Source organism: Clostridium sp. MSTE9, assembly GCF_000277625.1.
GTDB lineage: Bacteria > Bacillota > Clostridia > Oscillospirales > Acutalibacteraceae > Faecalispora > Faecalispora jeddahensis.
The window spans coordinates 1-26,660 of record NZ_AKFU01000047.1; the positions used below are offsets into that span (position 1 = coordinate 1).

Here is a 26,660-nt window from a genome sequence, read left to right on the forward strand (position 1 = left end):
TGCGCATCCCTTTTTCTCTCTCTTTTTTTACAACGGAAGAAGCTCATTTCACAGTATGTTCTTTACAGATACAGCGTAAATCGTTCTCCGTTAATGATCTGCGAGCAGACATAAACCGGCTCGCCAGTTTCGACATAGGCTGTGCTCTTTACCAAAAGGAGCGGATCATTTTTGCTGATGTTCAGCAGCTTGCCCTCCGAAGAAGTGGCGCGGCAGATTTCAATCTGCTTTTGCGATTTTGCTACGACCACGTTCGCACGCTCTCTGAGCACCTCAAACAAGGAGCCGTCCAGCGATTCTTCCAGCAAAAACGCGTATTTCAACGAGAAATAGCTGTTTTCAATCGCCATGGGTTCCAAATTGACAAACCGCAGGCGCGAAATAAACACCGTCTGCGACCCGGCAGGCAAGCCAAGAGACTGCACGATCTTATCCGACGGCACAACCAGCTTATGCTCCAGCAGCCGGCTGCCCGCGGTCAGCCCCGCCATCCGGCAGGATTCCGAAAACCCCATGATTCTGCGGTAATCCCTCCAATATTTCGGAACCGCCACAAAGGTGCCTTTCCCCTGCTTTTTCTCAACAAAACCAAGAGCGGCCAGCTCGTTTACCGCCTTGCGGGCAGTAATCACGCTCACGTCGTTCTGTTTGGCCATATCCACTTCAGAAGGCAATTGGTCCCCGGGCTGATAGTATCCGCCACCGATCTGATCTTTCAGCTTATCCATCAACTGTTGATACAAGGGTGTGATCGCCTTGGATTTCAACATTCTGAATCTCTCCCTATGCAAGCCGGCTCTGGCCGATTTGTATTGAAGGGATCAAAGTGCGAAACAAATTCGCTCCCAATCCCATATCTACCTTTTTAGTGTACTTCATGGAACAGGAATATTCAAGTACAACTGAGGCAATTTGCCTGTTTAACAGCCAAGCAAAGCAGGAAAAATCAATATTCCACCTTCCACATGTAGCGGCGGTCGTCCATGGAACGCCCGCGGATTTCCGCCATCTGCAAAACGAAGAAGCGCTCGAGCGGAATCATGACGGCAGAATTGAAATACTCCGAAACACTGCTGTCAATCTGAGAAAGTCCGGTGTCTGCCGCGTCGATGACCGTGTAGTTTTCTGAGTAGGTTTTCAGGAATTTCAGCACCCTCTCATCCAGAAAACGTGTTTTTCCCGTGCTCATCAGCAGAATGATCGGCAAGCGCTGATCCGTCGTTTCAAACGGGCCGTGGAAATACTCCCCGCTGTGCAGCATCACCGCGTGGCGGCACTGCATCTCCATCAAATGGCAGCATGCCATGGTGTAGGCTGTGCCCGTGAGCGGACCGCTGCCCATCACGTAAAAAATTTCTTCGTCCTTGTACCGCTCCCCAAAAGCCTTTGCGGCGGGCAGCATGCTCTCTTTTGCCTCAGCAACGATCGAATCGATCTTTCCATAAGCCTGCATTGCCGCATCATAGTGGGCATAGCCCTCAAACTGATACAGAATCTCAAACACAAGCTTTAAGGCCAGCGCCTGATTCGCCTCGGAATAGACCTGGTCATCCCCGTTGGAATAGACGACCGCGTACTTGCCGGTCTGGGCCATGGCGGTGTCGGGAAACCCGGTCATTGCGATGGTGTAAGCGCCTTTTGCATTCGCTATTTTGACCGCTTCCACGGTTTCGGCTGTGGCCTTCAGCGAGCAGATCACGCAGACGCAGCGGTCATCTACCGATTCGGGCGTTGCGTAAACAAACTCGTTGCTGTTGAAGATGCCGGTTCCGATATTTTTGGCTTCACACTCCATCAGATATTTCGCAGGATAAATCGCTGCCTGCGAGCCGCCGCATGCGACAAAATACACCTTTTTCAAACCACCGGACGACTCCATTTTCCCCTTGATGTCCGCGATGATTTCCTTGATCTCCATAAAAATCTCCTCTCATTGTTGCGCACCGAACCAAGCCCGCCGAAAAACAGGCCCGGCCGGTGCACAAGTTCCTACCATTTTTATTAACAATGACTTTTTAGGTTCGGGTGTTTTCCCCACCGAGAGCGGGGAAAACACGACGAACGAATCCATACGCCTTACTCGGTTACATAAGTATCTTCCAGTGTCAGGCCGGAATTGTAGGTGACAACGCCCGGCAGATTGACAAAGCCCTCTACCTTATTCGAGCTGGCAAATGCCTGTTCGCGGTAATTGATGAATACGAACGGCGACAGATCGAGCACGCGCTTTCTCAGCTTGTCGTAAATCTCTTCGCGCTTGGCCGCGTCGATGGTGGTGCGCCCTTCTTTCAGCAGGCTGTCGATCTCCGCATCAGAGAACCACGCAGAGCTGTTCATTCGGGGCTCGCCGCTTTCAAAATAGTTGGTCGTCCAATCCATATCGACGATGTTGCCGGCGGTACCGGAAACGAGGATCTCATAATCGCCCTTGTTGGAGCGCTCGATGCGGGTAGACCAGTCGGGTAGCTCCACCTCGGCGTCGATGCCGATCTTCTTCAGGCTGTCCTGCACCACAATGGCGGTCTGCTTGTGCATGTCGTAGGTAGAGCTGGACAGAATCTTGATCTTAAAGCCGTCGGGATAGCCGGCCTCTTTCAGCAGGGCCTTGGCCTTTTCCTGATCGAAGCTGAAGTAGCTGTCGTACTTGCCGTCGTAGCCGTTCTCCCCCTTCTGGGTGGGGAAGCCGAAGATCTGGGTACCGCGGCCCATAAAGGCGGTGTTGATGACGCCCTGACGGTCAACCGCATAAGCGATCGCCTGACGAACCTTGGGGTTGGCCAGCGGGCCGCTCTTGACGTTGAACTGCAGGCACATGAACGGAGCCTCAGAGACATAGACCTTGTAGTTGTCGTCCTTCTCCATCGCGGTAATGTCCTTGGCCGCCACATAGTCGATCAGGTCTGCATCGCCGGTCTGCAGAGCGTTGGCTCTGGTCGTGGCATCGGGCGTGATGACAAAGCGGATGCTTTTGGTTTCGGGCTTGCCGGGCTTGTAGAAATCCGAGAACGCGGTGAGAACGATCTCACGGCCCTTATCCCATGAGGTAAACGTGTAGGGGCCGCTGCCCATCGGGTTGGCGTTCAGGTCGTTCTTGTGGCTCTCGCACCACGCTTTCGACACGATCACCGACTCGGGCAGGGTGAGGTAATCGATGAACGGAGCGCAGGGCTCCTTGAGGGTGATCTTGACGGTCTTGGTGTCCACCGCCTCAACTTTGTCGAGCACGTTCGCAAAATCGGAGCGGAAGGTCGCGCCGACGGACTCATCTAAAATACGCTCCAGAGAGAACTTGACGTCCTCGGCGGTGATGTCGCTGCCGTCGTGGAACTTGGCGTTCTGCTTGATTTTAAAGGTATACGTCTTGTTGTCGTCGCCGATCTCATACGAATCCGCGATTTCCGTGCCGATTTTCCCGTCGGCCTGGTAAGCCATCAGGCCGCGGTAGAGGCACGTTTTGATCAGCCGGATCGCCTGGCCGGACTGCACCATGGGCTCGAGCGTGGAAACGTCTGAGCTGATGGCCACAACGAGCTCATCCTTTTTGCTGACCTGGCTCTGCGCCGAAGATTCCGGCGTGCTGGACGCCGCCCCGGACGAATTGGAATTGTTTCCCGAGCATCCTGACAGTGCGGTGAGCGCCATTACGGCCGCCAGCGACACAGACAGGATTCGCCTGCAGATTGTTTTCATTTGTTTTCCTCCTTTTATCCTCTGATTCATAATTAAAAGCTGTCCCTCAGCTTGGGATCGAGAATATCTCGCAGCGCGTCGCCCATCAGGTTCGTGGCCAGAATCGTCAAGCTCAAAAACAGCGACGGCCACACCGTATACATCACATCTACTGAAAGGAAATTCCTCGCGTCGCCGATCATCTGCCCCCAGGAGGGGTCGGGCGGCTGTACGCCAAGGCCGAGAAAGCTCAGGCCGGATTCCAGCAGAATCGCGCTCGAGACGGTCAGGCTGATCTGAATGACCAGCGGAGAAAAAATGTTGGGAAAAATTGTACCGAACAACACACGGTTCAAAGTCGCGCCGATGGAAATTTCATTTTCCACAAACTCCATCTTTCGCACCTTGATGGTGGAGGAGTAGGCAATTCGGGTAAAGTGGGGCGTATACAGAATCGCCACCACCACGGTCAGGTTGCGCACCCCGGCTCCCCACAGGCCCACGACCATCATCGCAAGCAGAATCGGCGGGAAGCAGAGGATCACGTCAACCGCTCTCATGATCGCGCCGCCGATTTTGCCGCCGAGGTACCCGGCGAAGATGCCGAGCAGCAGCCCCGCGGCAAACGCGCCCAACGTACCGAACAGCGCCACCGTCATGGAGGGCCGCACCCCCACCAGCAAACGGGAAAGAATGCAGCGGCCGTACTCGTCGGTCCCCAGCGGATACTGGGACGAGGAAGGAGCCAGCGCAGACGATGTATTCATTGTCAGCGGATCATTCGGCGCAAGCTGGGGGCCGAACAGGATCACAAATACCAGCGGCACCAGAACGACGATGCTGAACACAAATTTCTTGTTTTTCATGCTTCGTTTTAAAAAATCCATATTGTTCCCCCCTACCGCGCTCTGGGGTCGAGCACACCGTAGATGATGTCGACAACCATATTGGTCAAAATAAAGACGGAAGACATCACTAGAATACAGCCCTGAATCAGCGGATAATCCCTCTGGTTGATGGCCTTGACCAGAAGCGTCGCGAGTCCCGGCCAGTTAAACACCGTTTCGCACAGCACCGTGCCGCCGATCAGGTTGCCCATTTGTAATCCGATCACCGTTACCACCGGGATAAAGGCGTTGCGGATCACATGGCGGATGATGACGTTGTGCTCCGGCAGACCCTTGGCCCGCAGCGCCCGCACCGATTCGGCGGAGAGCGCATCGAGCATGGAGGAACGGGTCATGCGCATGATCGAGGCGGCCAGCCCAAGGGCCAGCGCCACCGCAGGCAAGATCAATCGCTGAAAATGTGCGGAAGGGCTCTTGGAGAAATTCACATAGCCGCTCGACGGCAATGTGGGAATATTCCACCCGAACACATTCAGGGAGAACAGGATGATGAGAAGATAGCCAAGCACGTAAACCGGAATGGAGGTTCCGAGCGAAGCGCCGGTCGTCATCACCAGATCGGAAAATTTGCCGCGCCGCAGAGCGGAAAGCACGCCCAGAGGGAGACCGATGATGCACGCGAGCAGCAGCGAAACGCCTGCAAGCTCCAGTGTGCGGGGCAGCCGCGACCCAATGGACTGCATCACCGGAACGTGCTCGCTGTACGACGTTCCCAAATTCCCCTGCAGGGCATTGAGCATCCAGTTCACATACTGCGTCAGAATCGGCTGATCAAGCCCCAGCTCCCTGCGCAGCGCTTCCACCGCCTGCGGATCGGGGTTGGAATCGGTGCCCAGCATCAGCAGCACCGGGTCACCGGGCATCATATGAACGGTTAAAAACACGATACTCGAAACCACGAAGAGGAGCAGCACCGCAATCGCGCTTCGGCGCACAATAAATTTCGTCATGCCGTTCCTCCCTCCTGTTCATACAGAAAACACGCGACCTGCCCGCCATCCGCAAGGGTGCGAAGCGCCGGGCGCTCGGTTTTGCAGCGTTCCATCACATTGGGACACCTGGTGCAGAACCGGCAGCCCGCGGGCGGGTTGACCGGGCTGGGGATATCCCCGGTAAGGATGATCCGCTGGCGTTTCTGTCCGCTGCCGGGGTCTGGAATCGCGGAGAGCAGTGCCTGCGTGTACGGGTGCCGCGCAGCCCGGTACAGCTCTGGTCCGTTCGCCACCTCTACCAGAGAACCGAGGTACATCACGGCGATGCGGTCTGACATGTGCTTCACGACCGCCAGATTATGAGAAATGAACAGGTACGTCAGCCCAAATTCTTTTTGCAGGTCTTTGAGCAGATTCAGAATCTGCGCCTGAATCGAAACATCCAGCGCGGAGACCGGCTCGTCGCAGACGATCAGCTGCGGCTGGAGCGCGAGCGCCCGGGCAATGCCGATGCGCTGCCGCTGCCCGCCCGAAAACTCGTGGGGGTAGCGGTCTACATAGCCGCGGGAGAGGCCGACGAGATCCATCAGCTTCATCACTTCGGCATCCATTTCCTGCCGGCTCATCTTGCGGTGAACCTGCATCGGGGCCGAAATGATCTGCCGCACCGTCTGGCGGGGGTTCAACGAATCGAACGGCTTCTGGAACACCATGCGCATGCTTTCGCGCTGGGCGCGCATCTCTTTTTTAGAGAGCGCCGCCAGGTTGTTGCCGTTAAAACAGATCTCGCCCGAATCTGCCGGAACCAGCTGCAGCAAGGTGCGGGAGAGAGTGCTTTTTCCGCACCCGGATTCCCCTACCAAACCGAAGCTCTCGCCGCGGTGAATCTGAAAGCTGACATTGTCTACGGCGTGTACCACACCCTTCGCCGAAGAAAACAGCCCGGCTTTGACAGGAAAGGTTTTTGAAACGTTTTTTACATCCAATAATACTTCATTCAAGCTGCATCCTCCTTTCCTAGTTGCCCGCATAATGGCACCGCACAAAGTGGCCCGGTGCAATCTCTCTGACCTGCGGCTCGGTTTCGCGGCACAGGTCGTTTGCCTGCGGACACCGGGTACAGAAGCGACAGCCTTTCGGCATGTTCCGAATATCGGGGACTGCGCCTTCAATACTGTGCAGGCGTTCCACCTGCTCTTCAAGCTTCGGGGCCGACTGAATCAGTCCCATGGTATACGGGTGGGCCGGGTGATTCATGATCACATCGGTAGGCGCATCCTCCATAGATTTGCCCGCGTACATCACGATAACACGGTCGGCAATATCCGATACCACGCCGAGATCATGGGTGATCAAAACGATACCCATCTGGTATTCATCGCGTACCTTGCGCAGCAGGTCGAGAATCTGCGCCTGCACGGTCACATCGAGCGCAGTGGTGGGCTCGTCGGCAAATAAGAGCTTTGGGTTGCACGAGAGGGCAATGGCGATCATCACCCTCTGGCACATGCCGCCCGAAAGCTCGAACGGGTAGCTGCGAAACACCCTTTCTGGCTGCGCGATCCCCACAGCGGTGAGCAGCTCAAGAGCACGCTCTTCCGCCTGCTTCTTCCCCACCGGCTCGTGCGTGAGAATCGCCTCTACGATCTGGCTGCCCACGGTATACACCTGATCCAGCGACATCATGGGGTCCTGAAAGATCATCGCGAGTTCCCTGCCGCGCAGCTTCTGCATTTCTTTTTCTTTCAGCGGCACCAGGTCTTTGCCCTCAAACAGGATCTTTCCGCCGGATACCCTGCCCTGATTGGGAAGCAGCTTCATCACGGAAAGGGACGCCATGGTTTTTCCACTGCCGCTTTCACCCACGATGCCCAAGGTCTGGCCTTTTTCCACCGAAAAGCTCAGGTGATCCACGGCGGTAAAGGCCTGATATTTATTTTCAAACACCATTTCCAGGTTCTGAACATCCAACAGGGGTTCGGCCATCCAAACATCACCGCTTTTCTCTGAGTCTTTTGGTTTTCTCCTCGTCTACAGCCCAGCCGCTGCCGTTTTTCACAACGCATACGCTGTACAGCTCCTGCGCCTTTTCGGGGGAAACCTTCCCCTCGATCACATCGGTCAGAACGCGGAGGGGGGCGCGCTCCAGCGGGTTGCCGTACCCGCCCGAGCCGGGTGTCTGCACGCTGATCACATCGCCCTGCTCGAGCGGGATGTCGGTGCATTTGGAGGGCAGGCGGGTGCTGGTTCCATCCGGTTTGACAAGATAGTAAACGCCGCCCTCGCCGGCAAGACCGCCCTCCAGCCCCCACGGCGGAATCTTCTGCCGGTCACCGAGACCGGTGTAAGAGATGCCGTCGTACATCATTTCGAATTCTCGGACGATACCGAGGCCGCCGCGGTTGCGCCCCGCGCCGCCGCTGTCGCGTCGCAGCTCGTATTTATTTACGGTAACCAGCGGGAACTCCATTTCGAGCGCCTCCACCGGCAGGTTTGAGGTATTGGTCATATGCACCTGCACACCGGAAAGGCCGTCCGCGTCGCGGCTAGCTCCGGAGCCGCCCGCGACTACCTCCAGGTACACGAAGAAGCGGTCCTTGTCCTTTTGGTCCGCGCCGGAGAAAATCGCCGAGGTCACCGAGCTGTTGCAGCAGGCGATCGCGCGGTCGGGAACGGCGGGAGCCAGAGCGCCGAAGATCACATCGGCCACGCGCTGGCAGGTATCGATTCGCTCGCCCACGGGCGCGGGGTTTTCCGCGTTGACCAGCAGGCCGCTTTCGCACTCCACAGAAAACGCGCGGTAAATGCCCGCGTTTGATGGAACAGTGGGGTCAATCAGCGCCTTGAGCGAATAAAACACCGTGGCCAGCAGGCCATTGTAGGTTACGTTGATCGGGCCGGGAACCTGCTTTGCGGTGCCGTTGAAGTTGAGCGTCATGCTGTTGCCCGCGATGGTGATCGTAACGCAGATTTTCAGTGGATCGGGGCAGGCAGTACCCGCGTCATCCATATAATCGGTAAATTGGTACACGCCGTCCGGCAGCTTCTCAATCCCCGCCTTAAGCTTGCGCTCAGCGTAATCCTGCAGCTGATACATGCTGTCTACCAGCACGTCGCCGTAGCGGTCGTAAGCGTCGAGCATGCGGCGCAGGCCCACGCGGTTCGCCGCGATCTGCGCCTGCAAATCGCCGTATCGCTCGTTCGGGATGCGGCTGTTCGCCATGATGATGCTGACGATGTCCTTGCAGACCTCGCCCCCGCTGCAAATGCGCACGAGCGGAATCTTCGTTCCCTCCTGAAAGATGCTGACCGCGTCGCCGGAGGTAGAACCCGGCACCTTGCCGCCCACGTCGCTGTGGTGCGCCAGGTTGGCCACCCAGCCAATCAGCCTGCCGCTGTGGAACACCGGCGCAACAACGGTAATATCCGGCAGATGGGTACCGCCGCCGTTGTACGGGTCGTTGCCGATGAACATGTCGCCCTCCTGAATGTCGGAGCAGTCGAAATGCTTGTAAACCTCCTGTACAATTCCCAGCAGGGAGCCAAGGTGCATGGCGACATGCTCGGCCTGCGCCACCATATTTCCGTCCGGGTCGAACACCGCGGTGGAAATATCGCGGCGCTCCTTGATGTTGGTGGAATAGGCACTGCGGATGATCGCGATGCCGGTTTCCTCTGCAATGGATAACAGCAGATTGCCGATGATTTCTACGGTTACTGCATCAACACGCTTGCTCATGCCGTTTCACCTCCATGATAAGTGACGATCAGATTCAGGAACGGGTCGTTATACGCCTGCCATCCGGGCGGGATAATGGAGGTGGAATCCATCTGCTCAATGATCGCCGGGCCGCTGACGGTGCAGCCGCAGGGCAGCTGCGTGCGCTGATAAATGTTGGTGTCGAGATACTCCGATGAGCCCTCGAACCGGACCTTGCGAACCTCGACCGGGGCTGGAACCTGCGGATTTTCCTCCACGGGGTGCTCGCTCAGGTCGGGCTTATCGATGGTGCCGACCGCGCCGACGCGATAGTTGACCATTTGGATGTTCTTTTTCTTATCGTAATAGCCGTAGGAACGCTCATGCTCCTGATGGAACTGCTCCACCAAGCCCGAAAGTACCTCTTCGGTGATTTCTCCCGTGGGGAGCTCCACCGTGATTTCGTAGTTCTGGCGTTCATACCGGCAGTCAAGCGAATAAAAAAACGCGCGGTCTTCTTTGGCAATGCCTTCGTTTTCGAGCATTTTGTCGCCCTCTTCGGTGAGCTGCGAGAAGATACGGTTCATTTCCGACAAATTCTGCGGTGCGGCGATCATAATGTACGACTGGCTCAGATCGAACCGGGTATCGGCCATCAAAAGCCCCAGCGAGCAGAGCGTGCCCGGCGCGGGGGGAAGCAAAACCTGAGTGATGCCAAGCTCTCTGGCCACCTCGCAGGCGTGCAGGGGGCCCGCGCCGCCGAAGGCCATCAGCGTAAATTCACGGGCGTCGTAGCCGCGCTCAACAGAAACGACGCGGATCGCGCGCACCATGTTGGAGTTGACGACCGAAATAATGCCCGCCGCGGCGTCCTCTACGCTCAGAGAGGATTTCCCTGAAATCTTCTTCTGGATTGCGTCGTAAGCGAGGTTCCAATCCACATCCATGCGGCCGCCCAGAATCTTGTGGCGGTTCAGCTTGCCGAGCAGAATGTTCGCATCGGTAACGGTGGGGTTTTCGCCGCCGCGCATGTAGCATGCCGGGCCGGGTACTGCGCCCGCGCTGCGCGGGCCCACCTTGAGCGCGCCGCCCTCATCGATGGCGGCAATCGAGCCGCCGCCCGCGCCGACTGTAATAATATCGATCATGGGGATGCGGGCGGGGTAGCCCTCCACCATTCTTTCATACGAAACCTGCGCCTTGCCGTCTTTGATCAGGCTGATGTCCGCGCTGGTTCCGCCCATGTCGAACGTAATGATTTTATCGATGCCGCACTGGCGGCCGATGTAGGTTGCGCCCACCACACCGGCGCTCGGGCCGGACACCGCGGTTTTGATGGGGCATTCCACCGTTTCGGCGATGGAGATAATGGAGCCGTTGGACTGGGTGACATAAGGGGCCACGGCGATCCCGGATTCCCGCACACTGTTCTGGAAGTTTTCAACGTACTTCTTCATGACCGGGCCAAGGTAGGCGTTGAGCACCGTGGTGCTCATGCGCGAATACTCGCGGAACTCGCTGACCAGCTCGCTGGAGATGGAAACGTAGGCCTCGGGGTACTCCTCCAGAATGATTTCCTTGATCCGCCGCTCGTGCGCCGGGTTAATAAAGGAAAACAGCGTGCAGACGGCGATGGTGGTCACATTCTGCTCCTGAAAGAACCGGACAGCCTTTCGCACATCCTCCTCATTGAGGGGGATTTTCACGGAACCGTCATGCAGCAGGCGTTCCTCCACCTCGCATTTCAGTCCAGAGGGAATCAGGCTTTCGGGTTTTTCCTTGAGCAGGTCGTACAGGGAGGGCCGTTTCTGATTGCCGATCTCCATCAAATCCTTAAAGCCCTTGGTGGTAATCAGGCCCATGCGCGCGCCGCGCTTTTCGATCAGCGCGTTGGTCGCTACAGTTGTTCCGTGCGCCAGGTATTCCACCGCGACCGGGTCAATCCCCTCGCTTTCCAGTATGTAGTGGATTCCGCTGACAATGGAGCGGGACGGATCGTCCGGGGTAGAGCTGTGCTTGTAGTGAAACAGTCTTTTCGTTTCGGAATCAAATACGGAAAAATCCGTAAAGGTTCCTCCAACGTCGACGCCTATCATGTATCCCATCTTTGTCACCTCTCGAAAAAATCTATACTTTTATGCCAGTTGGGTTTCAAATCCAAAAGCGCCCGGGCGCCCGCAGGTTTTTGCCGAAAGCTCTGAGGCCGCCGCAAGCACCTGCTCCATCTTCTCCCGGTACGCGCCGCTGCCTTTTAGAAGCTTTTTCTGAACGATTTCCGTCAGGTAGGCCATCAAAAATCCTGCCGCGAACGAATCCCCCGCGCCGAGCGTATCGATTACCTCTACGGGTTTGGCTCTGGCCTGATAAAAGCTTTCGCCATCCCACACCATGGCGCCGTCACTGCCCATCGTTGCTACTGCAATCCCGCAGCCAAGGCGCACGATTTCGGAAAGCTGCTCCTGAACCTCCTCCTGTATAAGACCGGAGCAGGACAGAAAACCGCAGTCTACCCATCGGCAGATGCCCTGCGTGCGTTCCCGGTCCCTCCACGCGCCGGAAAAATCATAAGAAACGAACCGCCCCAGCGATGCCATCACCGGCAGCTGGGAATCTATGTAGCTGTTGTTGCTGGTGTGGATCAGATCAAAACCGGCCAGGTACTCAAGATCCCCCTCATTCAGCTGAATTGGGTGCTCCCTCAGCACTCCGCCGCGGTTGCTGGTTACAAATACCCGGTCGCCGTCCACCAGATCGATCACTGCATAGCCGTTCTCCCCCTCCGCCTGCCGGGAATGCGAAAAATCCACCTGCAGGCGCGTCAGCGTTCTCATCACATGCTCCGCGACCGCATCCGTTCCGAACACTCCCAGATAAGCCGCGTCGCAGCCTTTCATCCGGCAGTAAACAGTCACATTCAGTGCCTGCCCGCCTGGGAACATCAGACCGAGATGTCGGTACTTGTCGCACACGTTATCGCCGACCCCAATGACTCGAAGCATTTTTTACCTCCTCTTTTGTTGTTCCGCGCCAATCACTAATATAAGTTTATATTAGTGATTAAATGATAGAATGTCAATATATTTTTAAAAAAACGTTGATTTGTTTTGTAGCTAGTTTATAAAAATATCAATCTGAGCCGTCAAATCTAAAGATTTTAAATGGATAAATTTGTAAAAAAAGGCGAACAAAAGCAAATAGCTCTTGTTCGCCTTCGAACGAATATCCTGATTTACCGGCCAGCTGAATTGCGGCTGACTATTTTAAAACTTCTTTGCACTAATATATCCTTATATTAGCACATGCTTTTTTATTTGTAAATAGAGAATCATAAAAAAATCAAAAAATGATATTGCACCGCGTATGGGCTGCTCAGTGACAGCAGGAATCCCCGCCGTGGCAAGAGTGCCCTTCCTCATGATGATGGTCGCAGGTTGCACCGGCAGAAGCGGAAAGCCGCCCGGCGAGGTACTCCTCCATCACCTGTTCCACAGGACCCTGTACTCCGGCCAGCACCCGAATTCCCCATTGTGCAAGCGCCTGCTTGGCCCCGTCGCCGATTCCGCCGCACACCAGCACGGTCACTCCCAGCTTGCCGAGCATATCGGCCAGCGCGCTGTGCCCGTTTTCTCCGGCCGACATCACACGGCTCCCGAGGATTTTTCCGTCCTCAATCTCATACAGCTGAAACTCCTTGCTCTTGCCAAAATGCTGAAATACCTCTCCGCTTTCATACGGCATTGCCAGAATCATGTTCTTTCCCTCCTGTATTTTTCTTTTCGCACGGCCGCCTCTGGTGGCAGCATCCGCACCCACAGGCCGATGCACTGCCATACAGAATATAGTCGCCGCCCTCAATGTGCAGCCTTTTTCCGTTCACGATACAATCGGCCAGCTTTTCGCGCGCACCGGCGTAGATGGCCTGCGCCGTCGTTCGGGCTACTCCCATCTGCCGGGCGCATTCCTCCTGCGTCATTCCCGCCAGATCGATCAGCCGGATGCACTCGAACTCATCGATCGACAGCAGAATGGGTGGAATGTCGTTCTCAGTCCCATCCAGCGGCCCAAAGCTTCTCTGCTGCGGCATCGTACATACCCGCCTGCATTTTCGGGGTCTTGGCATGGCATCGTCTCCTCTCGAGTATATTATCGGCATATGTCAATTACATCATACTCTATTTTTGACATATGTCAATATATTATTAAAAACAGAATGAAAGAAAGCTGATTCTAAAATGACAATTTTTTCTCTCACCAAAGGCAAGGGAACAAGCCACGCTCTACCTTGCAACGGATCGATAATGAAAACTTACTTGACAAAACAGCATAGAATCAGTATATTAGTAATTACTAATATACTGATTGGTGGTGCGTATGGGAAAAACCAGAAAAATGGCGCGTGTTCTTTCAGGCTGCGTGGCCTGTGGCTGTTGTGTAAAGGCCTGCCCGCTGGGGGCGATCTCTGTTTGGCACGGGATCCGCGCGCAGATAAATTCGCTGCGGTGCGTAGGGTGCGGAAAATGTGCGCTGGTCTGTCCTGCCGCAGTGATTGTCATAACCGAAAAGGAGGAGACCTGTGAAGAAACAAAAGCCGTGGTATGAATACCTGTGGATTTTCTCCGCACTCTATTTGACTCTGGGTATTTTCAATATTCTGTTCGCGTGGCTGGGTCTGCTGTGTTTCTTTCTCCCGCTGGCGATCTCGCTGCTTCAGGGCAGCAAGGCGTACTGCAACAAGTATTGCGGGCGCGGACAGCTGTTTGAGCTGCTGGGTTGGCGGTTCGGCCTTTCCCGCAAAAAAGCTCCTCCAAAATTTTTGCGCTCCAAGTGGTTTCGATACGGTTTCCTGACTTTTTTCATGACAATGTTCGGGCTGATGCTGTACTCCACATGGCTGGTTTTCTCGGGCGCCTCGCTGCAGCAGGCGGTCACACTGCTGTGGGTGTTCCGTCTGCCGTGGAACTGGGTGAATACCTCGTATGTTCCCCCTGCCGTGGCACAGTTCGCGTTCGGCTTTTACGGTGTGATGCTCACCTCAACCGTACTGGGTCTTCTCACCATGCTTTTATTTAAACCGCGTTCCTGGTGTGTCTACTGTCCGATGGGCACAATGACGCAGGGAATCTGCCAAATCAGGCATAGAAAGGACGTTTTGAGTGGAAGAGAAAGCGAAGAAACTGGCGGAGCTGCTGAAGGTGCTCGCCAATGAAAACCGCCTGCTGATTTTATGTCAGCTGATCGAAGGCCCTAAGACGGTCAGCCGTCTTGCAGAGAGCATTCCCAACATCACACAGTCCGCGCTGTCGCAGCATCTGGCCCTGCTGAGAGCGCACGGAATTCTGGATTTTACAAAGAGCGGTCAGAGTATTACCTACCGCATTGAAGACGAACGGGTGGAAAAGGTCATCGATGTACTGAAAGCCTATTACTGCAAAGGAGAAGAAAAATGAGGGTCGTCATCTATGCTGTCCTGCTCATCGGCGCAATGCTGCTTGCGATTTTCTTTCTGGGGGAGCGAAGCCGCGCGCAGAAGAACGGGGAATCGGCGTATCATAAGATCACTGCCGGGGAGGCCAAAAAGAAGATGCAGGATACCAAAGATTTTATCCTGCTGGATGTTCGCACACAGGAAGAATTTTCGGAACAGCACATTCCCGGCGCGACCTTGATCGTCGACAGCCAGATTTCTGCCGAGGCTGGGAAAAAGCTGCCGGATAAAGATATCCCTATTTTCGTTTACTGCCGCAGCGGACGGCGCAGTGCCGGGGCCGCCAATCAGCTGGTAAACATGGGCTATACCCAGATTTACGATTTCGGCGGAATCATCGATTGGCCGTATGAAACCGTGAGCGGCAGCGAGCAGCAGTAACACTGTAAGGGGAAAAAAGGAGTGAACACTATCGGATGATCCACAAATTGGAACGCGCAGAGCGGATTCAGGAACTGAACCCGCCGGAAACGCTGAAAAGGATTGGCCTAATGCCCGGGAACACCTTTTGTGACATCGGCGCGGGAACGGGGATTTTCACCTTTGCGGCAGCGGAGCTGACCGAAAACAAGGTGTATGCGGTTGAAATTTTCCCCGAGCTGCTGGGGCTCCTGCACAGCAGGAGAAACGAGCGAAAAGCCCAAAACGTGATCTTGGAAAACGACGTAAAAAACGTGCCGGACTCCTCCTGTGATGCGGCACTGCTCTGTACCGTTTTCCACGAGCTGGAGAAGCCCGGTGAAATGCTGGAGGAAATTCGGCGCATTCTGCGGCCAGACGGCACCCTTGCCATCATCGAATTTTTTCCAAAGCCGACACAGTTTGGCCCACCGCCGGAGCGCCGCTGGAGTCCGGAGCGTCTGGAAGAGCAGCTCACGGCGCACAGCTTCCGCCGCACCGCATTGTTTGAACTGGGCGAAAACCTCTATACGCTGACATGCCAAACCTGAACCGCCTGCAAATGCCAAAGCTGCCGCAGCAGGAGCGATTTTGCCATTCTTTTATAGACGGGCAAGAGAAGATGCTCTTCCCGAAACATCGAAAAACGTCTCAAAAAGGTCGAACCGAAAAGAAGATTTCGGTTCGACCTTTTCCTTTATTCCACAATAGAACAAAATTCGTGTTTTAATTCTATTTTAGAACAAATTTATCTTGTTTGTTTTTTCCGATTCCCTTATAATGAAATCTTGATAGAGTTTATCCCTTGCAAAGTGATTTGCGGAAAAACGGAATTTTTTTCCTTAATCGAAAACAAGAGAAGAAATGATTTACTTTTTAAAGTGACCTACTTGCTCCGGAAGTTTCCCAGCACGGCAGATCGTAGCGTTATGAGAACCTTACGCCATTACCAACGGCAAGCTGCCAACGGCTGGGAGAGCCTTGAAACTCGAGACAGTTAAATCCTTTGGCTTCTGCCGCTTGTAAAGGCAGAACACCCTTTCTCGTTATAAGAACCTCACGCCGTTTACCGGCGGCAAGCCGCCGACGGCTGGGAGAGCCTTGAAACTCCAGACAGTTAAATCCTTTGGCTTCTGCCGCTTGTAAAGGCAGAACACCCTTTTTCGTTATAAGAACCTCACGCTGTTACCGGCGGCAAGCCGCTGACAGCTGGGAGAGCCTTGAAACTCGGGACTAATAAAGCCTTTGGCTTTTGTCGCTTTGTAGAGGCAGGACATCTTTTTCTCGTTATAGGAGGATTACCGAATGGCCAGAATCATCGCAGGAAAAGAAATCGTCACATCCATGAACGGAACACTCAGGCAGGAGACCGCTCTGTTAAAGGAACGGGGCTGCACGCCGACTCTGGCCATTGTTCGCGTCGGGGATCGGCCCGAATCCGCAGCCTATCAGGCGGGGGCGACCAAACGCTGCGATAAGATCGGCATTGCCGTTCAATCGCTGATCTTGCCAGAAAACAGCACCCTTAGCGAGGTACTGGAGGTCATTGAAGCGCTGAACCAATCTCCCTCCGTTCACGGGGTGCTGCTTTTGCGCCCGTTCCCGGCACATCTGGATGACCGGGTTATCCGTGACGCACTCTGCTGCGAAAAGGATGTAGACGGCGTGACCAGTCTTTCCTTATACGGTGTTTTCACCGGTGTACAGCAGGGGTTCCCGCCCTGCACCGCACAAGCCTGCATCGATATTCTGGATTACTGCGGCATTTCTTTGCGGGGCAAGCGCGCCGTTGTGGTGGGCGCCAGCCTTGTGATTGGCCGGCCGGTGGCAATGATGCTGCTGGCGCGCGGGGCCACCGTCACCCTGTGCCACATCGACACGGTAGACCTTCCTTCGGAATGCCGCCGGGCAGAACTCATCATAGCAGCGGCGGGGGCGCGTGCGCTGCTGAATCAAGACTGCCTTTCTCCCGGGCAGGTGATTCTGGATGTCGGCGTCACCGTAGGGCCGGACGGCCGCCTGTACGGCGACGTTGATTTTGAAGCGGCAAACGCAGTCGTGGAAGCGCTCACTCCCGTTCCGGGCGGAGTCGGAACCGTCACCACCACCATTCTCGCCAAGCACGTGATCGAAGCCGCAAAGCGAACCTTCCCCCAATAACAGCGAAAAAGGAACCGACCGGCGGCATAGACCACTGCCGGATTTCGGCAGCTTGTCCCTTCCTGCCCGGCGGACCGCTCGCCGGGTTTTTCTGTCAGACGATGACGACGGAATGACCCGTCTGCTGCTTACATTGCTTCTTCGCGAGAGCAACTGTTTTGGACAACAGCTCCGTCTGAGAAAAATCGACCGTGCGATTCGTAACCGCCGCAATCGAAAGTGTGGCGATCGAAAAGTTTTCCGCAAAGCCGTTGCGGTTCTTCGAAATGATGTATCCACGCTCCCAATCCTCTTTGGAATAGAGCGGCTGCACCTGCTTTGAGAAGGTTGCGATGATATTGCCGCACAGCTCATACAGATGCTCGGTGTCCCGCGTGAGAATGATAAAATCATCTCCGCCGATATGTCCCTTAAAATCTGCGGCAGAACAGCATAGGTTCATCGTCTGGGCCAAAAGCCGGAGCATGTTGTCCCCGCAGGAAAAGCCGTAGGCGTCGTTGTACGCCTTAAAATTGTCCAGATCAAGATAGATGATCGCGCAGTCCCGGTCGTCAGCGATCAGCTCTTCAATCGCGCGCTGAATGGCGTTATTGCCGGGCAATCCCGTGAGCGGATTCGCGTCTGCCGCATTCTTTACCCGGATATTGATCGCCGCGTTCAGCAGATCGCGCACAGTGACAATGCCAAGATATTGCCGCCCCTCGGTGATCACCACGGCATCGTACACATTTTTCTGCCCGCGCTCCATCGCCTGAGCAGCGACATCGTCAATGGCCGTGCCGGAATCCACCGATAAAAAATCATCCCGAACCAGATCCTTTACCGTTCGTCGATAATACAGGCTGTACCCGAACTGCCCGCTGAAGCACCCCAGCAGATACTGGCGCGTCAAAAGTCCGCAGACGGTGCCGTCATGATTCAAAATGCAGACCTCGGTCATTGAGGGGTCACTGCACATATCCTGATATACTGGGAGCGCAGGAGCATTCTCTGGCAGCGCTCTTTTTTTGTGGCAAATCGCACCAACATGTCCAAAAACAGGCCCGCCGCCGCTCAGATTTAACGAGTTGTTCCGGGCCTCTTTGATCAGCAGCTTGATTTCGCCGGGCAAGCGCTGAAATTTCTCGTTCGGCCTGGCAAGGAAAAAGCCCTGTCCATAATCCACCCCAACCTGAATCAGTGTGGTAAGCTCTTCCTGTGTTTCAATTCCCTCTGCGATCACCTGAATGCCGGCCTCTTTGCAGAATTTTACGATTCCGGTCATTACGGATTTTTTTCTGCTGTCCCGATCAATTTTCCTCACGATCCCCATATCGATTTTGAGGTAGTTCGGCGAAAACGCACAGACCCGAACCAGGCCGGAATAGCCCGAACCAAAATCATCGATCGCGATCTGAAAATTCTGCTTTTGATAATGCTCGATGGAGGAAATAAACACCGGAACGGCGCTGACGCTGCTCTTCTCGGTAATTTCAAAAATCACTTCGTCCGGATTCATTCCGAACTCGCGGAGCATCTGGCTCGTAAAGCCGGAAATAAACTCGGGGTCGTACAGAATATTTGGATCAACATTGAGAAACAACCGTGTGCCGACCGGCTTTGCCACAGCATTTTTCAGGGCCTGTGTGCGGCAAAGTCGTTCCAGTTCCCACAGCCGCTGTGTAGAGGTGGCAAGATCAAACAGCTCTTCTATCTCGATTTCACAGCCCGGAAGAGAAATTCTGCTGAGCGCCTCATACCCCAGAATACTGCCGTCCCGCAGAGAGGCGATCGGCTGATACACAGGCTTAATGTATCCTCCTCTTATGATTTCAAGCAAAGAATTTTCAGACTTCATCCATTCTGTCACTCCCCATTGCTCTGTTTCATTGATTATATCACTGGATGATAAAAATATCTATCATTTACAAAAAATCAGCATGTAAATTATACATCTTTTCCATTATGCATGCTCTGGTAACGGATTAAAATCAAATTAAAAATATTCTGGAGAAGCAATCAACCCGCCGGATTGCTGCATTGAAAAAAACTCCTCCGCAGAGCAATGCTCTGCGGAGGAGTTTTTATGAATTTCTGTTGAGAAAGGAAAATTACTGACAGAAAACAGAATGATGATGTGTGCTTTCCGCCTTACGGATCAGAGCACACTAATATCTTTCCAGGCATCGTAGGCCGCACCGATCTGCCCCGCACCGGAATTGCCGTTTACCGCAACCTGCGCGGTGCAGTCCTTCACAACGGAATTGTTATGAACATATCCGGTGATACTCCCCACGAATTTGCCGCCGTCGATTTTGCCGGACACCGTGCAATTGACCACATCATACATTGTGGGCTCGGGGTAGTATTTGCTGTAAGCATTCAGATAAAAGCCGCCGCCCACAATGCCGCCGATGCGGTTGGCGGTGTCTGCCGCCTGAATGGTGATATTGGTCGCTTTGCAGCCTGTAATCTGCGTTGCGGCGCCGCTCTGTGTGCCGGCATGGCCCGCAAGACCGCCGATCAGAGAGGATTTTTCCCCGACGGTGATCGTCACGGCATCGGCCGTGCAGTCTTTCGCATATTCGCTGTTGTGGAAGCATCCGGCCAGACCGCCGATGCTATAGCAACCGGTTCCCTTGGCCTCAACCACGCCGGAAGCCTCGCAGCTTTCCACATTGCAGTCCTCGGCCCCGCCGACGATCAGGCCCGCACCCTGCGTATTGTCGCCGCTGAGAATAACGGTCGCGCTGGCTTTGCAATTTTTAATATCCGCATGGCTGGCGCCGACAACGCCGCCCACCAGAAAATGACCCGTTACGCTGCTTTCCCCGGTCAGGGTAAGACCGCTGAGTTCCTTGCCGTTGGCATAGCCTACGATCCCTCCCACATACATCTGAGAGGACGGAACAACGATGTTTTCCACGGTCAGATTCTTCAGTTCGGCGGATTCCCCGCTGATGCAGCCGAACAGGCCTACGCCGTTCTGGTACTTGCTGCTGATAGCCACATTCGAGATTTTATGTCCTGCTCCGTCAAAGGTACCGCTGAACGCAGCCGTGTCGCTCGGCGTTTCCGCGTCCTCTTCCTTTTCAGACTTGGGCTCGAAGGTGCCGATGGGATCAAAGCTGCCAAGTGGGGACAAATCGATATCCGCTGTCAGCACATAATGACCGGAGAGCTGCTCTCTCACCTGATTCAGCTGTTCTGCCGTCGCCACCTGCCAGGGGTCCTCCACAGTGCCGCTGCCGCCGGCAAAGCCGCCGGCCTGCTCAGAAACCGACTGTGCCTGAGAAGAGACCGCGTTGTTTGTCTGCTGGCCCTGACAACCGGTTAACATGGAAATCGAGAGCATCAGCGCACAGGCGAGTGCAAGGTATCTTTTTTTGCCGCGCCGATTCTCCCTCACACGCAGCTGCATTTTTGTTTGGGTCTGTCCGTTCATATTTTTCCTCCGTTTCTGGTATGGAATCATTTGTGTTTCAGGCTCGGCTAAAGCGTCCGCCCTGCGGCGAAAGTTTAGTTAGTTTCCACTAACAATTAACCCAATGAACAGCGCCTCCCAGCGCACGCTCTGTCCTGTTTTCAGAAAATGATTATACTCCCGAAGCGGCGGGCGCTTCTACTCCGCACAGACAATTTCCGCTCCATTCAGGCGATGCCTTTTTCGGTATTCCATCGGCGAAAGACCCATCACCTGTTTGAACGCAGATGCAAATTTGCTCGCGTTGACATACCCCAGCTTCCACGCGACGGAAGAAACGCTCTCATTGCCCTGGCACAACAGCACAGCGGCCCGCTGCATGCGGTAAGAACGCATATACGCATAGACAGAGGTTCCGTAGACCCCCTTAAAGCACTGCTTCATGGTGGTCATCGGCAGATCAAAGCGCTCCGACAACTCCTGCAGTGTAAAGTGGCAGTCCGGGTGGCACACCATATAGTTCTTCATCCGCTTGACGCACTCCACCTGATTCTTCTGAAAATAGCGCGGAGCCGCCAAATGCTCGTCGGGATTGATGACGCTGAGAAACAGCAGAAGCTCCAGCACCTTGAGCTTAAAGTAACCGAATTTTACCTGATTTGGCACTGTGTAAAGCTCCGAGAAAATATGTTGAATGGAATCGGTTGCGCGCATGACAAAGCAGTGGTTGCCTGCGCAGAGCTTTTCCCGCAGTGCGTAGAGGTCGATCGAGATGTCTTTCAGGACGCCCGAAAGGGAATGTTCGGCCCGCGCTAGGTCGATCATGACCGAAACCCCTTTGTAATATTCCAGAGGGAAGCAGGGGTTTTTCGTCTGGTTGGCCACCATATTCACTGCAAGGTCGCCCTCTTCCAGATAAACACAGGTGCCGTTTAAAAAATCGCATTCAAAGCGGCCCATACGGCAGTGATTAATCTCCATCACATCGGCCGTCGTGCCTTTGCCGGAAACACAATAAGCGGAACGAAAATCGTTATATACCAGCTCGACCCCGTCGAACACCTCAAAGCTGGTCATTGTCCCCTCGCCGCTGATGTTTGCCATGTGGTACACCGTACAATCGGGCTGGTACGTTACCGACAAAGATTCGGGAGCAACCAGATCATATTCCTCCAATGTGCGCATACAGTCCCCTCCATTTCTTCCTGTGCAGCAGACGTTCCATTCTCTCGCGCCGCGCGTCAGGAATAGAAACGGCCTGCCTATTACGCAGTTAGTCTTTTCTAACAACAAGCGTATCAAATACTACGTACAATGTCAAGCGCCACAGAGAGCCGTTTGGCTCAAAACCGATATAGAGCATCCCCCAGATATTTCATACTTCTTAATATAGGCGGGCCAGATCAGCGAACACCATGTTTAAAAGGAGATTCGTTTTATCCATAGCTAAGCCCTTCAGATACTGGAAACACTGGAAGCAAAGTGATAAATCCATTTTACTGCTGCGCAGCTCTCCCGACGGCAAAACGCGGAAAACGAATCGTCTTCCGCGTTTTGCCTGTTAGGATATTTAAATGAAGGGAAAAGCTTTTTTACAGTCGTCGCCAAACTTGATCTGCAGCGCCTGCACGATCAAATCGACGCATTGGTCAATGCTCCACCGGCCGCTGTTCAGCGTCATATCATAGTTGACCGGATTCGTCCAATAGTTGCCGCCAGTGTAATACTTATAGTATTCGGCGCGGTATTTGTCCGTTTTGGCAATCAGACTGTGCGCCTCACTCTCTGAAACGTTCATGGTTTTCATCACGCGGTCTACACAAAAGACTCTGCGGGCCTCTACGTATACGCTCAGCACGTTGTCAAAATCCTGCAGCACATAATCGGCACATTTGCCCACGATGACACAGCTTTCGGTACGGGCCAGCTCTTGAATGATTTTCTTCTGGAACTCGAACAGGCGGTCATCGGATTCAAACGGATTGGTGTGCGGCAGCGGAGTCAGCCGTTTTTGCAGCGACATTAATTGCTGGCGCAGGTACCCGTCCCGCAGGCGCTCATCCACCTCTACAAAGTCGTGTTCGTCCCTGCCGCTGTATTGGGACGCGAGCGTCAGGATCCGATTGGCATAGCTGTGGATTCCCAATCGATCCGCAAGCCGCGCGGCGATTTCACGACCGCCCGTTCCAAAGCCGCGGGCAATCGTAATCACGATATGTTCCATCGTTTCCACTCTCCCTCTTCCTTCCAATTGATTTTCCCTATGCTGATACGAAAACTCTGAATGAAGCTGGTTCTCTCTTTTTACCCGCAAATCAGTATCAGCTCATGGTTCTGAGGGGCACCGGATGAATCTCGTCTGGAATTGGAAGATAAGTCTGCCCCTGCAGCGCCAGAGTGTGCTCTTCTTTCGCCTGCTCCAAAAGCTCCGGCTGCTGCATCAGGCGCATGGCGGTCAGCGCGATTACCTTTCCGGCCAGCAGCATCCCCTTATGCGCATGGGAGGATTTCCCCTGGGAAACCACCTGCCACGAATGCCCCGGCGTTCCGGGCGCCCAGGTGGCGGCATACAGCTGTGCGGTCGGGCACATCCAGCTGACATCGCCCACATCGGTGGAGCCTGCCTCTACCCGCACCAGATGCATCGGCTCGTAGGGAACGATGAAATCGTAAAGCGGATCGGCCTTTTTCTCGAGCAGGAACCGCTTGTTCTTGGGGTCAAGCCGCTCCTGAACCGCATCCATATAACCACGGTCAGCGCCCTTTGGCGCAGTTTCGGCATAGCGCTGCGTCAGCTCGTATTCCTCGGGGGTATAGCCCGGCGTGCCGATCTCCATGAGGGAATCGAACATCGCCTGCTCCAGCACCTGATTCGAGATCATGTTGGCGCAGGACTTGATCATCTGGTGCTCCACGGTGGTTTCGGTCATGAGCGCTGCTCCCTCCGCGATCTTCTTCACACGGTTTAAAAGCTCCAGCGCCTGATCCTGCCTTGGTGCGCGAACGAGATAGATCGCCTTCGCCAGATTCTGCACCACGTTCGGGGAATAGCCGCCTGTATTGGTGACTGCATAATGAATGCGGGCCTTTTCGATCATGTGCTCCCGCAGAAAATTCGCGCCGACATTCATCAGCTCCAGCGCGTCGAGCGCGCTGCGGCCCATTTCGGGGCTGCCGGCGGCGTGTGCGCTGATACCGTGAAAGGTAAACTGCACCTGAAAGTTTGCAAGCGAGCTGTTCTGGTATACCATATTCAGGCTCGACGGGTGCCAGGTCAATGCGCAGTCCAGCTCGGAAAACGCACCTGCTCTTGCCATGTAGGCCTTACCGGAGCCGCCCTCCTCACCGGGGCAGCCGAAATAAGTAACCGTACCGGGGAAGCCGTCCTCCAGGTATTTTTTAACCGCCAGCGCTGCCGCGATGGAACCGACGCCGAGCAGGTTATGCCCGCAGCCGTGGCCGTTCGCTTCGGGGTGATCCGATTGCTTGCGGACAACCCCCGCCTCTTGGTTCAAACCGGAGAGCGCGTCAAACTCGCCCAGAATGCCGATTTTCGGATTGCCCGACCCAAAGGTAGCGGTAAACGCGGTCTTGATATCGAACGCGCCCCGCTCCACCGTAAAGCCCTCCTTTTCGAGGAAGGTGCAGAGGGCGTCCGCCGATTGGAATTCCTCAAACTGCGTTTCGGCATACTCCCATATCTGATCGCTCAGCGCTCTGAGCGGCATTGCTTTCTCATCAATTTCCGCAAGATAACGGTGCAGATCCAACTCTTGTTTCATATGTCATCTCCTGGTTCTATAGGAAATAATCCAACACACTTTCCATCACGACCCGGTACCCGAGCGGCAGGGAATCGATTTCCACATATTCCTCCCGCGTATGCGCCCCGTCGCCGTAGTACGACCCGAAGCACACGCCGGGGATTCCCAGCGACAGGGGAATGTTGCAGTCGGTGGAGGAGGACGCCGTACCCGGGCGTTTTCCCGTCACCTGCTCGATAATATCGGCAGCCCTTTGCACCAGGCGGTCGCGCTCCGCGGCCGCCGCCGCGGAAAGCTGTTCGCTGGGGCGGCTCCCGACCACCTCCACTGTAAGCTCCACTCCTTTTTTCCGGTGTGCGGAGAAAATCCTTTCATATTGCTCCTGCATATACTGCAGGCCGCGGGCATCGTCTGATCGGTATTCGCACAGCATCTCGGCGCTCTGCGCGATGGTATTGACAGAGGTGCCACCCGAAATCGTGCCAACGTTGCAGGCGGTTCTCCCGTAAGAGGGAATTCCCACGGCGTACAGGTCAGAAACAACTGCGGCCAGCTGTGCAATTGCGTTGGGGCGGCCAAAATCCATATAGGAGTGCCCGCCCTGTGTTGTTACGGTAACCCGGAATCGCTGGGAACCCACCGAACGATTTACCACATGCGTCAGTGTTCCGTCAAAGCTGCAAAACGCTTGAATGCGTCCCTCATAATCCTTGCAGAGCTTACGTGAACCCTTCAGGTTTCCCATTCCCTCTTCTCCGGAATTGCAGACGAACAGCACTCCTACGCCATTTTTCGGGCGAAGGCCCTCCTGCAGAACATATTTGGCCGTGATCATCAAAGCGGCCAGATTTGCCGTGTCGTCACCCACGCCGGGCGCCCAGAGCCGGCCCGAATGCTCCCGTACGGGGAGCGGATCGGTATCCGGAAACACCACATCGGTATGGGCACAGAACACGACGACCGGGTTTTCTTCCGTTACCCCAACCGGGTAGACTACATTAAGCGCGTTGTCGGTATAAACGCCCTTGGCCCCGCAGGACTCCAGCCATTGCCTGCAAAATTCCATCCGACGTTCCTCATGGTTTGACGGCGATGGGATCGCCGCCATTGTCTTTAACAGCTGATAAGCCTCGTCGCTGTGAGTCTGCAAAAAATCCTGCGCGTTTTGTGTCAGCACTGTTGGTACCCTCCCAGTCATCATTCGTTTTCGCCGGAGACTTTCCTCCACCTTCAGGTTTGACCGGACCAGCCTTCCTCATACATCAGGCAGGCTACCCGGTGACCGGGCACAACCTCCTTCAAATGCGGCGTACGCACCGAGCACTGCTCGGTAGCGTACGGACAGCGCGTATGGAACACGCAGCCTGACGGCAGGTTAATGGGGGACGGAAGATCACCCTTTAATACGATTCTCTCTTTTTTCGTGTGGGGTGAGGGATTCGGAACAGCGGAAAGCAGCGCCTTCGCATACGGATGCAGCGTATTGCGGAACAGCTCCTCCGTTTCGGCCTCCTCCATCATATGCCCCAGATACATGACCCCTACTCTGTCCGACACATATTTTACCACGCTCATATCATGTGCAATGAACAAAAAGGAGATTTGCTCCTTTTCCCGCAGGTCCTGCAGCAGATTGATGATCTGCGCCTGAATCGATACGTCCAGCGCTGAAACGGGCTCGTCGCAGATGATGATCTTCGGGTTCAGGATCAGCGCTCTGGCCAGGCCGACCCTCTGCCGCTGGCCGCCGGAAAACTCGTGGGGATAGCGGTAGAAATGCTCGAGTCGCAGGCCCACCTTCTCCATAATCTCCACCGCGGTATCCATACGCGATTCGCGGGTGCCGATGTTGTGGATCTTCAGCGCTTCCGTGAGGATATCGCCCACTCTCTGCTTGGGGTCCAGCGAGGTGTAGGGGTCCTGAAACACCATCTGGATTTTGCGGCGCATTTCGATCAGCTGGTGGCGCTTCATCGCCGTCATATCCTGATCCAGCACCTCAATCGAGCCGTCGGTGGGTTCGGTCAGGTAGGCCAGCGTGCGGCCCAGCGTGCTTTTGCCGCAGCCGGTTTCCCCCACAAGGCCGTAAATCTCACCCTCATACAGAGAAATATCGACACCATCCACCGCTTTTACATTCCTCTTCACTCTATTTAAAACAGAGCTGCGCACGGGAAAATATTTTTTAATCCCTGTTCCGCGCAAAACCACCTTTGCGGTATTTGTCATCTCGTTTCCTC

General features: G+C 54.8%; 25 protein-coding genes. 6 read left to right on the top strand and 19 right to left on the bottom strand.

Annotation, left to right across the window (positions count from 1 at the left end):
• Nucleotides 1-62: 62 nt before the first annotated feature.
• The 12 genes from HMPREF1141_RS13755 to HMPREF1141_RS13810 all read right to left on the bottom strand — a co-directional run bounded on the left by HMPREF1141_RS13755 (nt 63) and on the right by HMPREF1141_RS13810 (nt 13,329).
• Nucleotides 63-770, bottom strand: coding sequence for a GntR family transcriptional regulator (locus HMPREF1141_RS13755; RefSeq protein WP_009065723.1), 708 nt, complete (start codon nt 768-770; stop codon nt 63-65).
• Between the two features lie 176 nt (nt 771-946).
• Entirely contained in the window at nt 947-1,918 is a 972-nt protein-coding gene (locus HMPREF1141_RS13760; RefSeq protein ID WP_009065759.1) for an SIS domain-containing protein, read from the bottom strand.
• A gap of 158 nt (nt 1,919-2,076) precedes the next feature.
• Nucleotides 2,077-3,690 (bottom strand): ABC transporter substrate-binding protein, encoded by a 1,614-nt coding sequence (locus HMPREF1141_RS13765; RefSeq protein ID WP_009065507.1) that lies wholly within the window; start codon nt 3,688-3,690, stop codon nt 2,077-2,079.
• Nucleotides 3,691-3,722: 32 nt separating this feature from the next.
• On the bottom strand, nt 3,723-4,556 hold the full coding sequence (locus HMPREF1141_RS13770) for an ABC transporter permease (RefSeq protein ID WP_009065634.1): 834 nt from the start codon (nt 4,554-4,556) through the stop codon (nt 3,723-3,725).
• An 11-nt stretch (nt 4,557-4,567) separates the two neighbouring features.
• Nucleotides 4,568-5,527, bottom strand: a complete 960-nt coding sequence (locus tag HMPREF1141_RS13775; RefSeq protein ID WP_009065693.1) for an ABC transporter permease — start codon at nt 5,525-5,527, stop codon at nt 4,568-4,570.
• A complete protein-coding gene (locus HMPREF1141_RS13780) occupies nt 5,524-6,510 on the bottom strand; it encodes a dipeptide ABC transporter ATP-binding protein (protein WP_009065574.1) in 987 nt (328 codons plus the stop codon). Before HMPREF1141_RS13780 ends, HMPREF1141_RS13775 begins: the two co-directional genes overlap by 4 nt.
• A 16-nt stretch (nt 6,511-6,526) precedes the next feature.
• The gene (locus HMPREF1141_RS13785) at nt 6,527-7,495 is read right to left on the bottom strand and encodes an ABC transporter ATP-binding protein (RefSeq protein ID WP_009065648.1); all 969 of its coding nucleotides are present in this window, start codon (nt 7,493-7,495) and stop codon (nt 6,527-6,529) included.
• A gap of 7 nt (nt 7,496-7,502) precedes the next feature.
• Complete coding sequence (locus HMPREF1141_RS13790; RefSeq protein ID WP_009065743.1) at nt 7,503-9,248, bottom strand: hydantoinase B/oxoprolinase family protein; 1,746 nt, start codon at nt 9,246-9,248, stop codon at nt 7,503-7,505.
• Entirely contained in the window at nt 9,245-11,314 is a 2,070-nt protein-coding gene (locus HMPREF1141_RS13795) for a hydantoinase/oxoprolinase family protein (protein ID WP_009065670.1), read from the bottom strand. The genes HMPREF1141_RS13790 and HMPREF1141_RS13795 overlap by 4 nt, the downstream gene beginning before the upstream one ends.
• A 30-nt stretch (nt 11,315-11,344) precedes the next feature.
• On the bottom strand, nt 11,345-12,208 hold the full coding sequence (locus tag HMPREF1141_RS13800) for a PfkB family carbohydrate kinase (protein ID WP_009065604.1): 864 nt from the start codon (nt 12,206-12,208) through the stop codon (nt 11,345-11,347).
• 370 nt (nt 12,209-12,578) lie between these two features.
• Nucleotides 12,579-12,959: a NifB/NifX family molybdenum-iron cluster-binding protein gene (locus tag HMPREF1141_RS13805; protein WP_009065660.1), complete on the bottom strand. Its 381-nt coding sequence runs from the start codon at nt 12,957-12,959 to the stop codon at nt 12,579-12,581.
• Entirely contained in the window at nt 12,937-13,329 is a 393-nt protein-coding gene (locus HMPREF1141_RS13810) for a DUF134 domain-containing protein (protein ID WP_035317176.1), read from the bottom strand. The genes HMPREF1141_RS13805 and HMPREF1141_RS13810 overlap by 23 nt, the downstream gene beginning before the upstream one ends.
• Before the next feature lie 251 nt (nt 13,330-13,580).
• On the opposite strand from HMPREF1141_RS13810, the gene HMPREF1141_RS13815 reads away from it, so the two are divergent.
• From HMPREF1141_RS13815 to HMPREF1141_RS13840, 6 genes are all read left to right on the top strand, one after another.
• On the top strand, nt 13,581-13,808 hold the full coding sequence (locus tag HMPREF1141_RS13815) for a 4Fe-4S dicluster domain-containing protein (RefSeq protein ID WP_009065630.1): 228 nt from the start codon (nt 13,581-13,583) through the stop codon (nt 13,806-13,808).
• The gene (locus HMPREF1141_RS13820; protein WP_009065546.1) at nt 13,783-14,415 is read left to right on the top strand and encodes a 4Fe-4S binding protein; all 633 of its coding nucleotides are present in this window, start codon (nt 13,783-13,785) and stop codon (nt 14,413-14,415) included. The genes HMPREF1141_RS13815 and HMPREF1141_RS13820 overlap by 26 nt, the downstream gene beginning before the upstream one ends.
• Nucleotides 14,363-14,656, top strand: coding sequence for a metalloregulator ArsR/SmtB family transcription factor (locus HMPREF1141_RS13825; RefSeq protein WP_035317179.1), 294 nt, complete (start codon nt 14,363-14,365; stop codon nt 14,654-14,656). Before HMPREF1141_RS13820 ends, HMPREF1141_RS13825 begins: the two co-directional genes overlap by 53 nt.
• A complete protein-coding gene (locus HMPREF1141_RS13830; protein WP_009065638.1) occupies nt 14,653-15,075 on the top strand; it encodes a rhodanese-like domain-containing protein in 423 nt (140 codons plus the stop codon). The genes HMPREF1141_RS13825 and HMPREF1141_RS13830 overlap by 4 nt, the downstream gene beginning before the upstream one ends.
• A 35-nt stretch (nt 15,076-15,110) precedes the next feature.
• Entirely contained in the window at nt 15,111-15,644 is a 534-nt protein-coding gene (locus tag HMPREF1141_RS13835) for a class I SAM-dependent methyltransferase (RefSeq protein WP_009065521.1), read from the top strand.
• A 754-nt stretch (nt 15,645-16,398) separates the two neighbouring features.
• Entirely contained in the window at nt 16,399-17,253 is an 855-nt protein-coding gene (locus tag HMPREF1141_RS13840; protein ID WP_009065692.1) for a bifunctional 5,10-methylenetetrahydrofolate dehydrogenase/5,10-methenyltetrahydrofolate cyclohydrolase, read from the top strand.
• A gap of 94 nt (nt 17,254-17,347) precedes the next feature.
• On the opposite strand, the gene HMPREF1141_RS13845 is transcribed toward HMPREF1141_RS13840, so the two are convergent.
• The 7 genes from HMPREF1141_RS13845 to HMPREF1141_RS13875 all read right to left on the bottom strand — a co-directional run bounded on the left by HMPREF1141_RS13845 (nt 17,348) and on the right by HMPREF1141_RS13875 (nt 26,649).
• Entirely contained in the window at nt 17,348-19,090 is a 1,743-nt protein-coding gene (locus HMPREF1141_RS13845) for a GGDEF domain-containing protein (protein WP_009065712.1), read from the bottom strand.
• Nucleotides 19,091-19,390: 300 nt separating this feature from the next.
• Nucleotides 19,391-20,677, bottom strand: a complete 1,287-nt coding sequence (locus HMPREF1141_RS13850) for a GLUG motif-containing protein (protein WP_009065705.1) — start codon at nt 20,675-20,677, stop codon at nt 19,391-19,393.
• A gap of 177 nt (nt 20,678-20,854) precedes the next feature.
• On the bottom strand, nt 20,855-21,841 hold the full coding sequence (locus HMPREF1141_RS13855; protein ID WP_009065622.1) for an AraC family transcriptional regulator: 987 nt from the start codon (nt 21,839-21,841) through the stop codon (nt 20,855-20,857).
• Between the two features lie 385 nt (nt 21,842-22,226).
• Complete coding sequence (locus tag HMPREF1141_RS13860) at nt 22,227-22,880, bottom strand: cytidylate kinase-like family protein (protein WP_035317199.1); 654 nt, start codon at nt 22,878-22,880, stop codon at nt 22,227-22,229.
• A 97-nt stretch (nt 22,881-22,977) separates the two neighbouring features.
• Nucleotides 22,978-24,438: a M20 family metallopeptidase gene (locus HMPREF1141_RS13865; RefSeq protein ID WP_009065564.1), complete on the bottom strand. Its 1,461-nt coding sequence runs from the start codon at nt 24,436-24,438 to the stop codon at nt 22,978-22,980.
• A 16-nt stretch (nt 24,439-24,454) separates the two neighbouring features.
• On the bottom strand, nt 24,455-25,597 hold the full coding sequence (locus HMPREF1141_RS13870; RefSeq protein WP_009065509.1) for a M20/M25/M40 family metallo-hydrolase: 1,143 nt from the start codon (nt 25,595-25,597) through the stop codon (nt 24,455-24,457).
• A gap of 53 nt (nt 25,598-25,650) precedes the next feature.
• Nucleotides 25,651-26,649 (bottom strand): dipeptide ABC transporter ATP-binding protein, encoded by a 999-nt coding sequence (locus tag HMPREF1141_RS13875; protein ID WP_009065683.1) that lies wholly within the window; start codon nt 26,647-26,649, stop codon nt 25,651-25,653.
• Nucleotides 26,650-26,660: the final 11 nt, after the last annotated feature.

Excerpts from the sequence above, each read along its gene's own strand:
- HMPREF1141_RS13775 (WP_009065693.1), bottom strand. The coding sequence starts at position 5,527 with ATGACGAAATTTATTGTGCGCCGAAGCGCGATTGCGGTGCTGCTCCTC.
- HMPREF1141_RS13770 (WP_009065634.1), bottom strand. The coding sequence starts at position 4,556 with ATGGATTTTTTAAAACGAAGCATGAAAAACAAGAAATTTGTGTTCAGC.
- HMPREF1141_RS13785 (WP_009065648.1), bottom strand. The coding sequence starts at position 7,495 with ATGGCCGAACCCCTGTTGGATGTTCAGAACCTGGAAATGGTGTTTGAA.
- HMPREF1141_RS13765 (WP_009065507.1), bottom strand. The coding sequence starts at position 3,690 with ATGAAAACAATCTGCAGGCGAATCCTGTCTGTGTCGCTGGCGGCCGTA.
- HMPREF1141_RS13855 (WP_009065622.1), bottom strand. The coding sequence starts at position 21,841 with ATGCGCACATTGGAGGAATATGATCTGGTTGCTCCCGAATCTTTGTCG.
- HMPREF1141_RS13830 (WP_009065638.1), top strand. The coding sequence starts at position 14,653 with ATGAGGGTCGTCATCTATGCTGTCCTGCTCATCGGCGCAATGCTGCTT.
- HMPREF1141_RS13795 (WP_009065670.1), bottom strand. The coding sequence starts at position 11,314 with ATGGGATACATGATAGGCGTCGACGTTGGAGGAACCTTTACGGATTTT.
- HMPREF1141_RS13805 (WP_009065660.1), bottom strand. The coding sequence starts at position 12,959 with ATGATTCTGGCAATGCCGTATGAAAGCGGAGAGGTATTTCAGCATTTT.
- HMPREF1141_RS13845 (WP_009065712.1), bottom strand. The coding sequence starts at position 19,090 with ATGAAGTCTGAAAATTCTTTGCTTGAAATCATAAGAGGAGGATACATT.
- HMPREF1141_RS13875 (WP_009065683.1), bottom strand. The coding sequence starts at position 26,649 with ATGACAAATACCGCAAAGGTGGTTTTGCGCGGAACAGGGATTAAAAAA.
- HMPREF1141_RS13800 (WP_009065604.1), bottom strand. The coding sequence starts at position 12,208 with ATGCTTCGAGTCATTGGGGTCGGCGATAACGTGTGCGACAAGTACCGA.
- HMPREF1141_RS13865 (WP_009065564.1), bottom strand. The coding sequence starts at position 24,438 with ATGAAACAAGAGTTGGATCTGCACCGTTATCTTGCGGAAATTGATGAG.
- HMPREF1141_RS13860 (WP_035317199.1), bottom strand. The coding sequence starts at position 22,880 with ATGGAACATATCGTGATTACGATTGCCCGCGGCTTTGGAACGGGCGGT.
- HMPREF1141_RS13760 (WP_009065759.1), bottom strand. The coding sequence starts at position 1,918 with ATGGAGATCAAGGAAATCATCGCGGACATCAAGGGGAAAATGGAGTCG.
- HMPREF1141_RS13815 (WP_009065630.1), top strand. The coding sequence starts at position 13,581 with ATGGGAAAAACCAGAAAAATGGCGCGTGTTCTTTCAGGCTGCGTGGCC.
- HMPREF1141_RS13810 (WP_035317176.1), bottom strand. The coding sequence starts at position 13,329 with ATGCCAAGACCCCGAAAATGCAGGCGGGTATGTACGATGCCGCAGCAG.
- HMPREF1141_RS13755 (WP_009065723.1), bottom strand. The coding sequence starts at position 770 with ATGTTGAAATCCAAGGCGATCACACCCTTGTATCAACAGTTGATGGAT.
- HMPREF1141_RS13790 (WP_009065743.1), bottom strand. The coding sequence starts at position 9,248 with ATGAGCAAGCGTGTTGATGCAGTAACCGTAGAAATCATCGGCAATCTG.
- HMPREF1141_RS13850 (WP_009065705.1), bottom strand. The coding sequence starts at position 20,677 with ATGAACGGACAGACCCAAACAAAAATGCAGCTGCGTGTGAGGGAGAAT.
- HMPREF1141_RS13840 (WP_009065692.1), top strand. The coding sequence starts at position 16,399 with ATGGCCAGAATCATCGCAGGAAAAGAAATCGTCACATCCATGAACGGA.
- HMPREF1141_RS13835 (WP_009065521.1), top strand. The coding sequence starts at position 15,111 with ATGATCCACAAATTGGAACGCGCAGAGCGGATTCAGGAACTGAACCCG.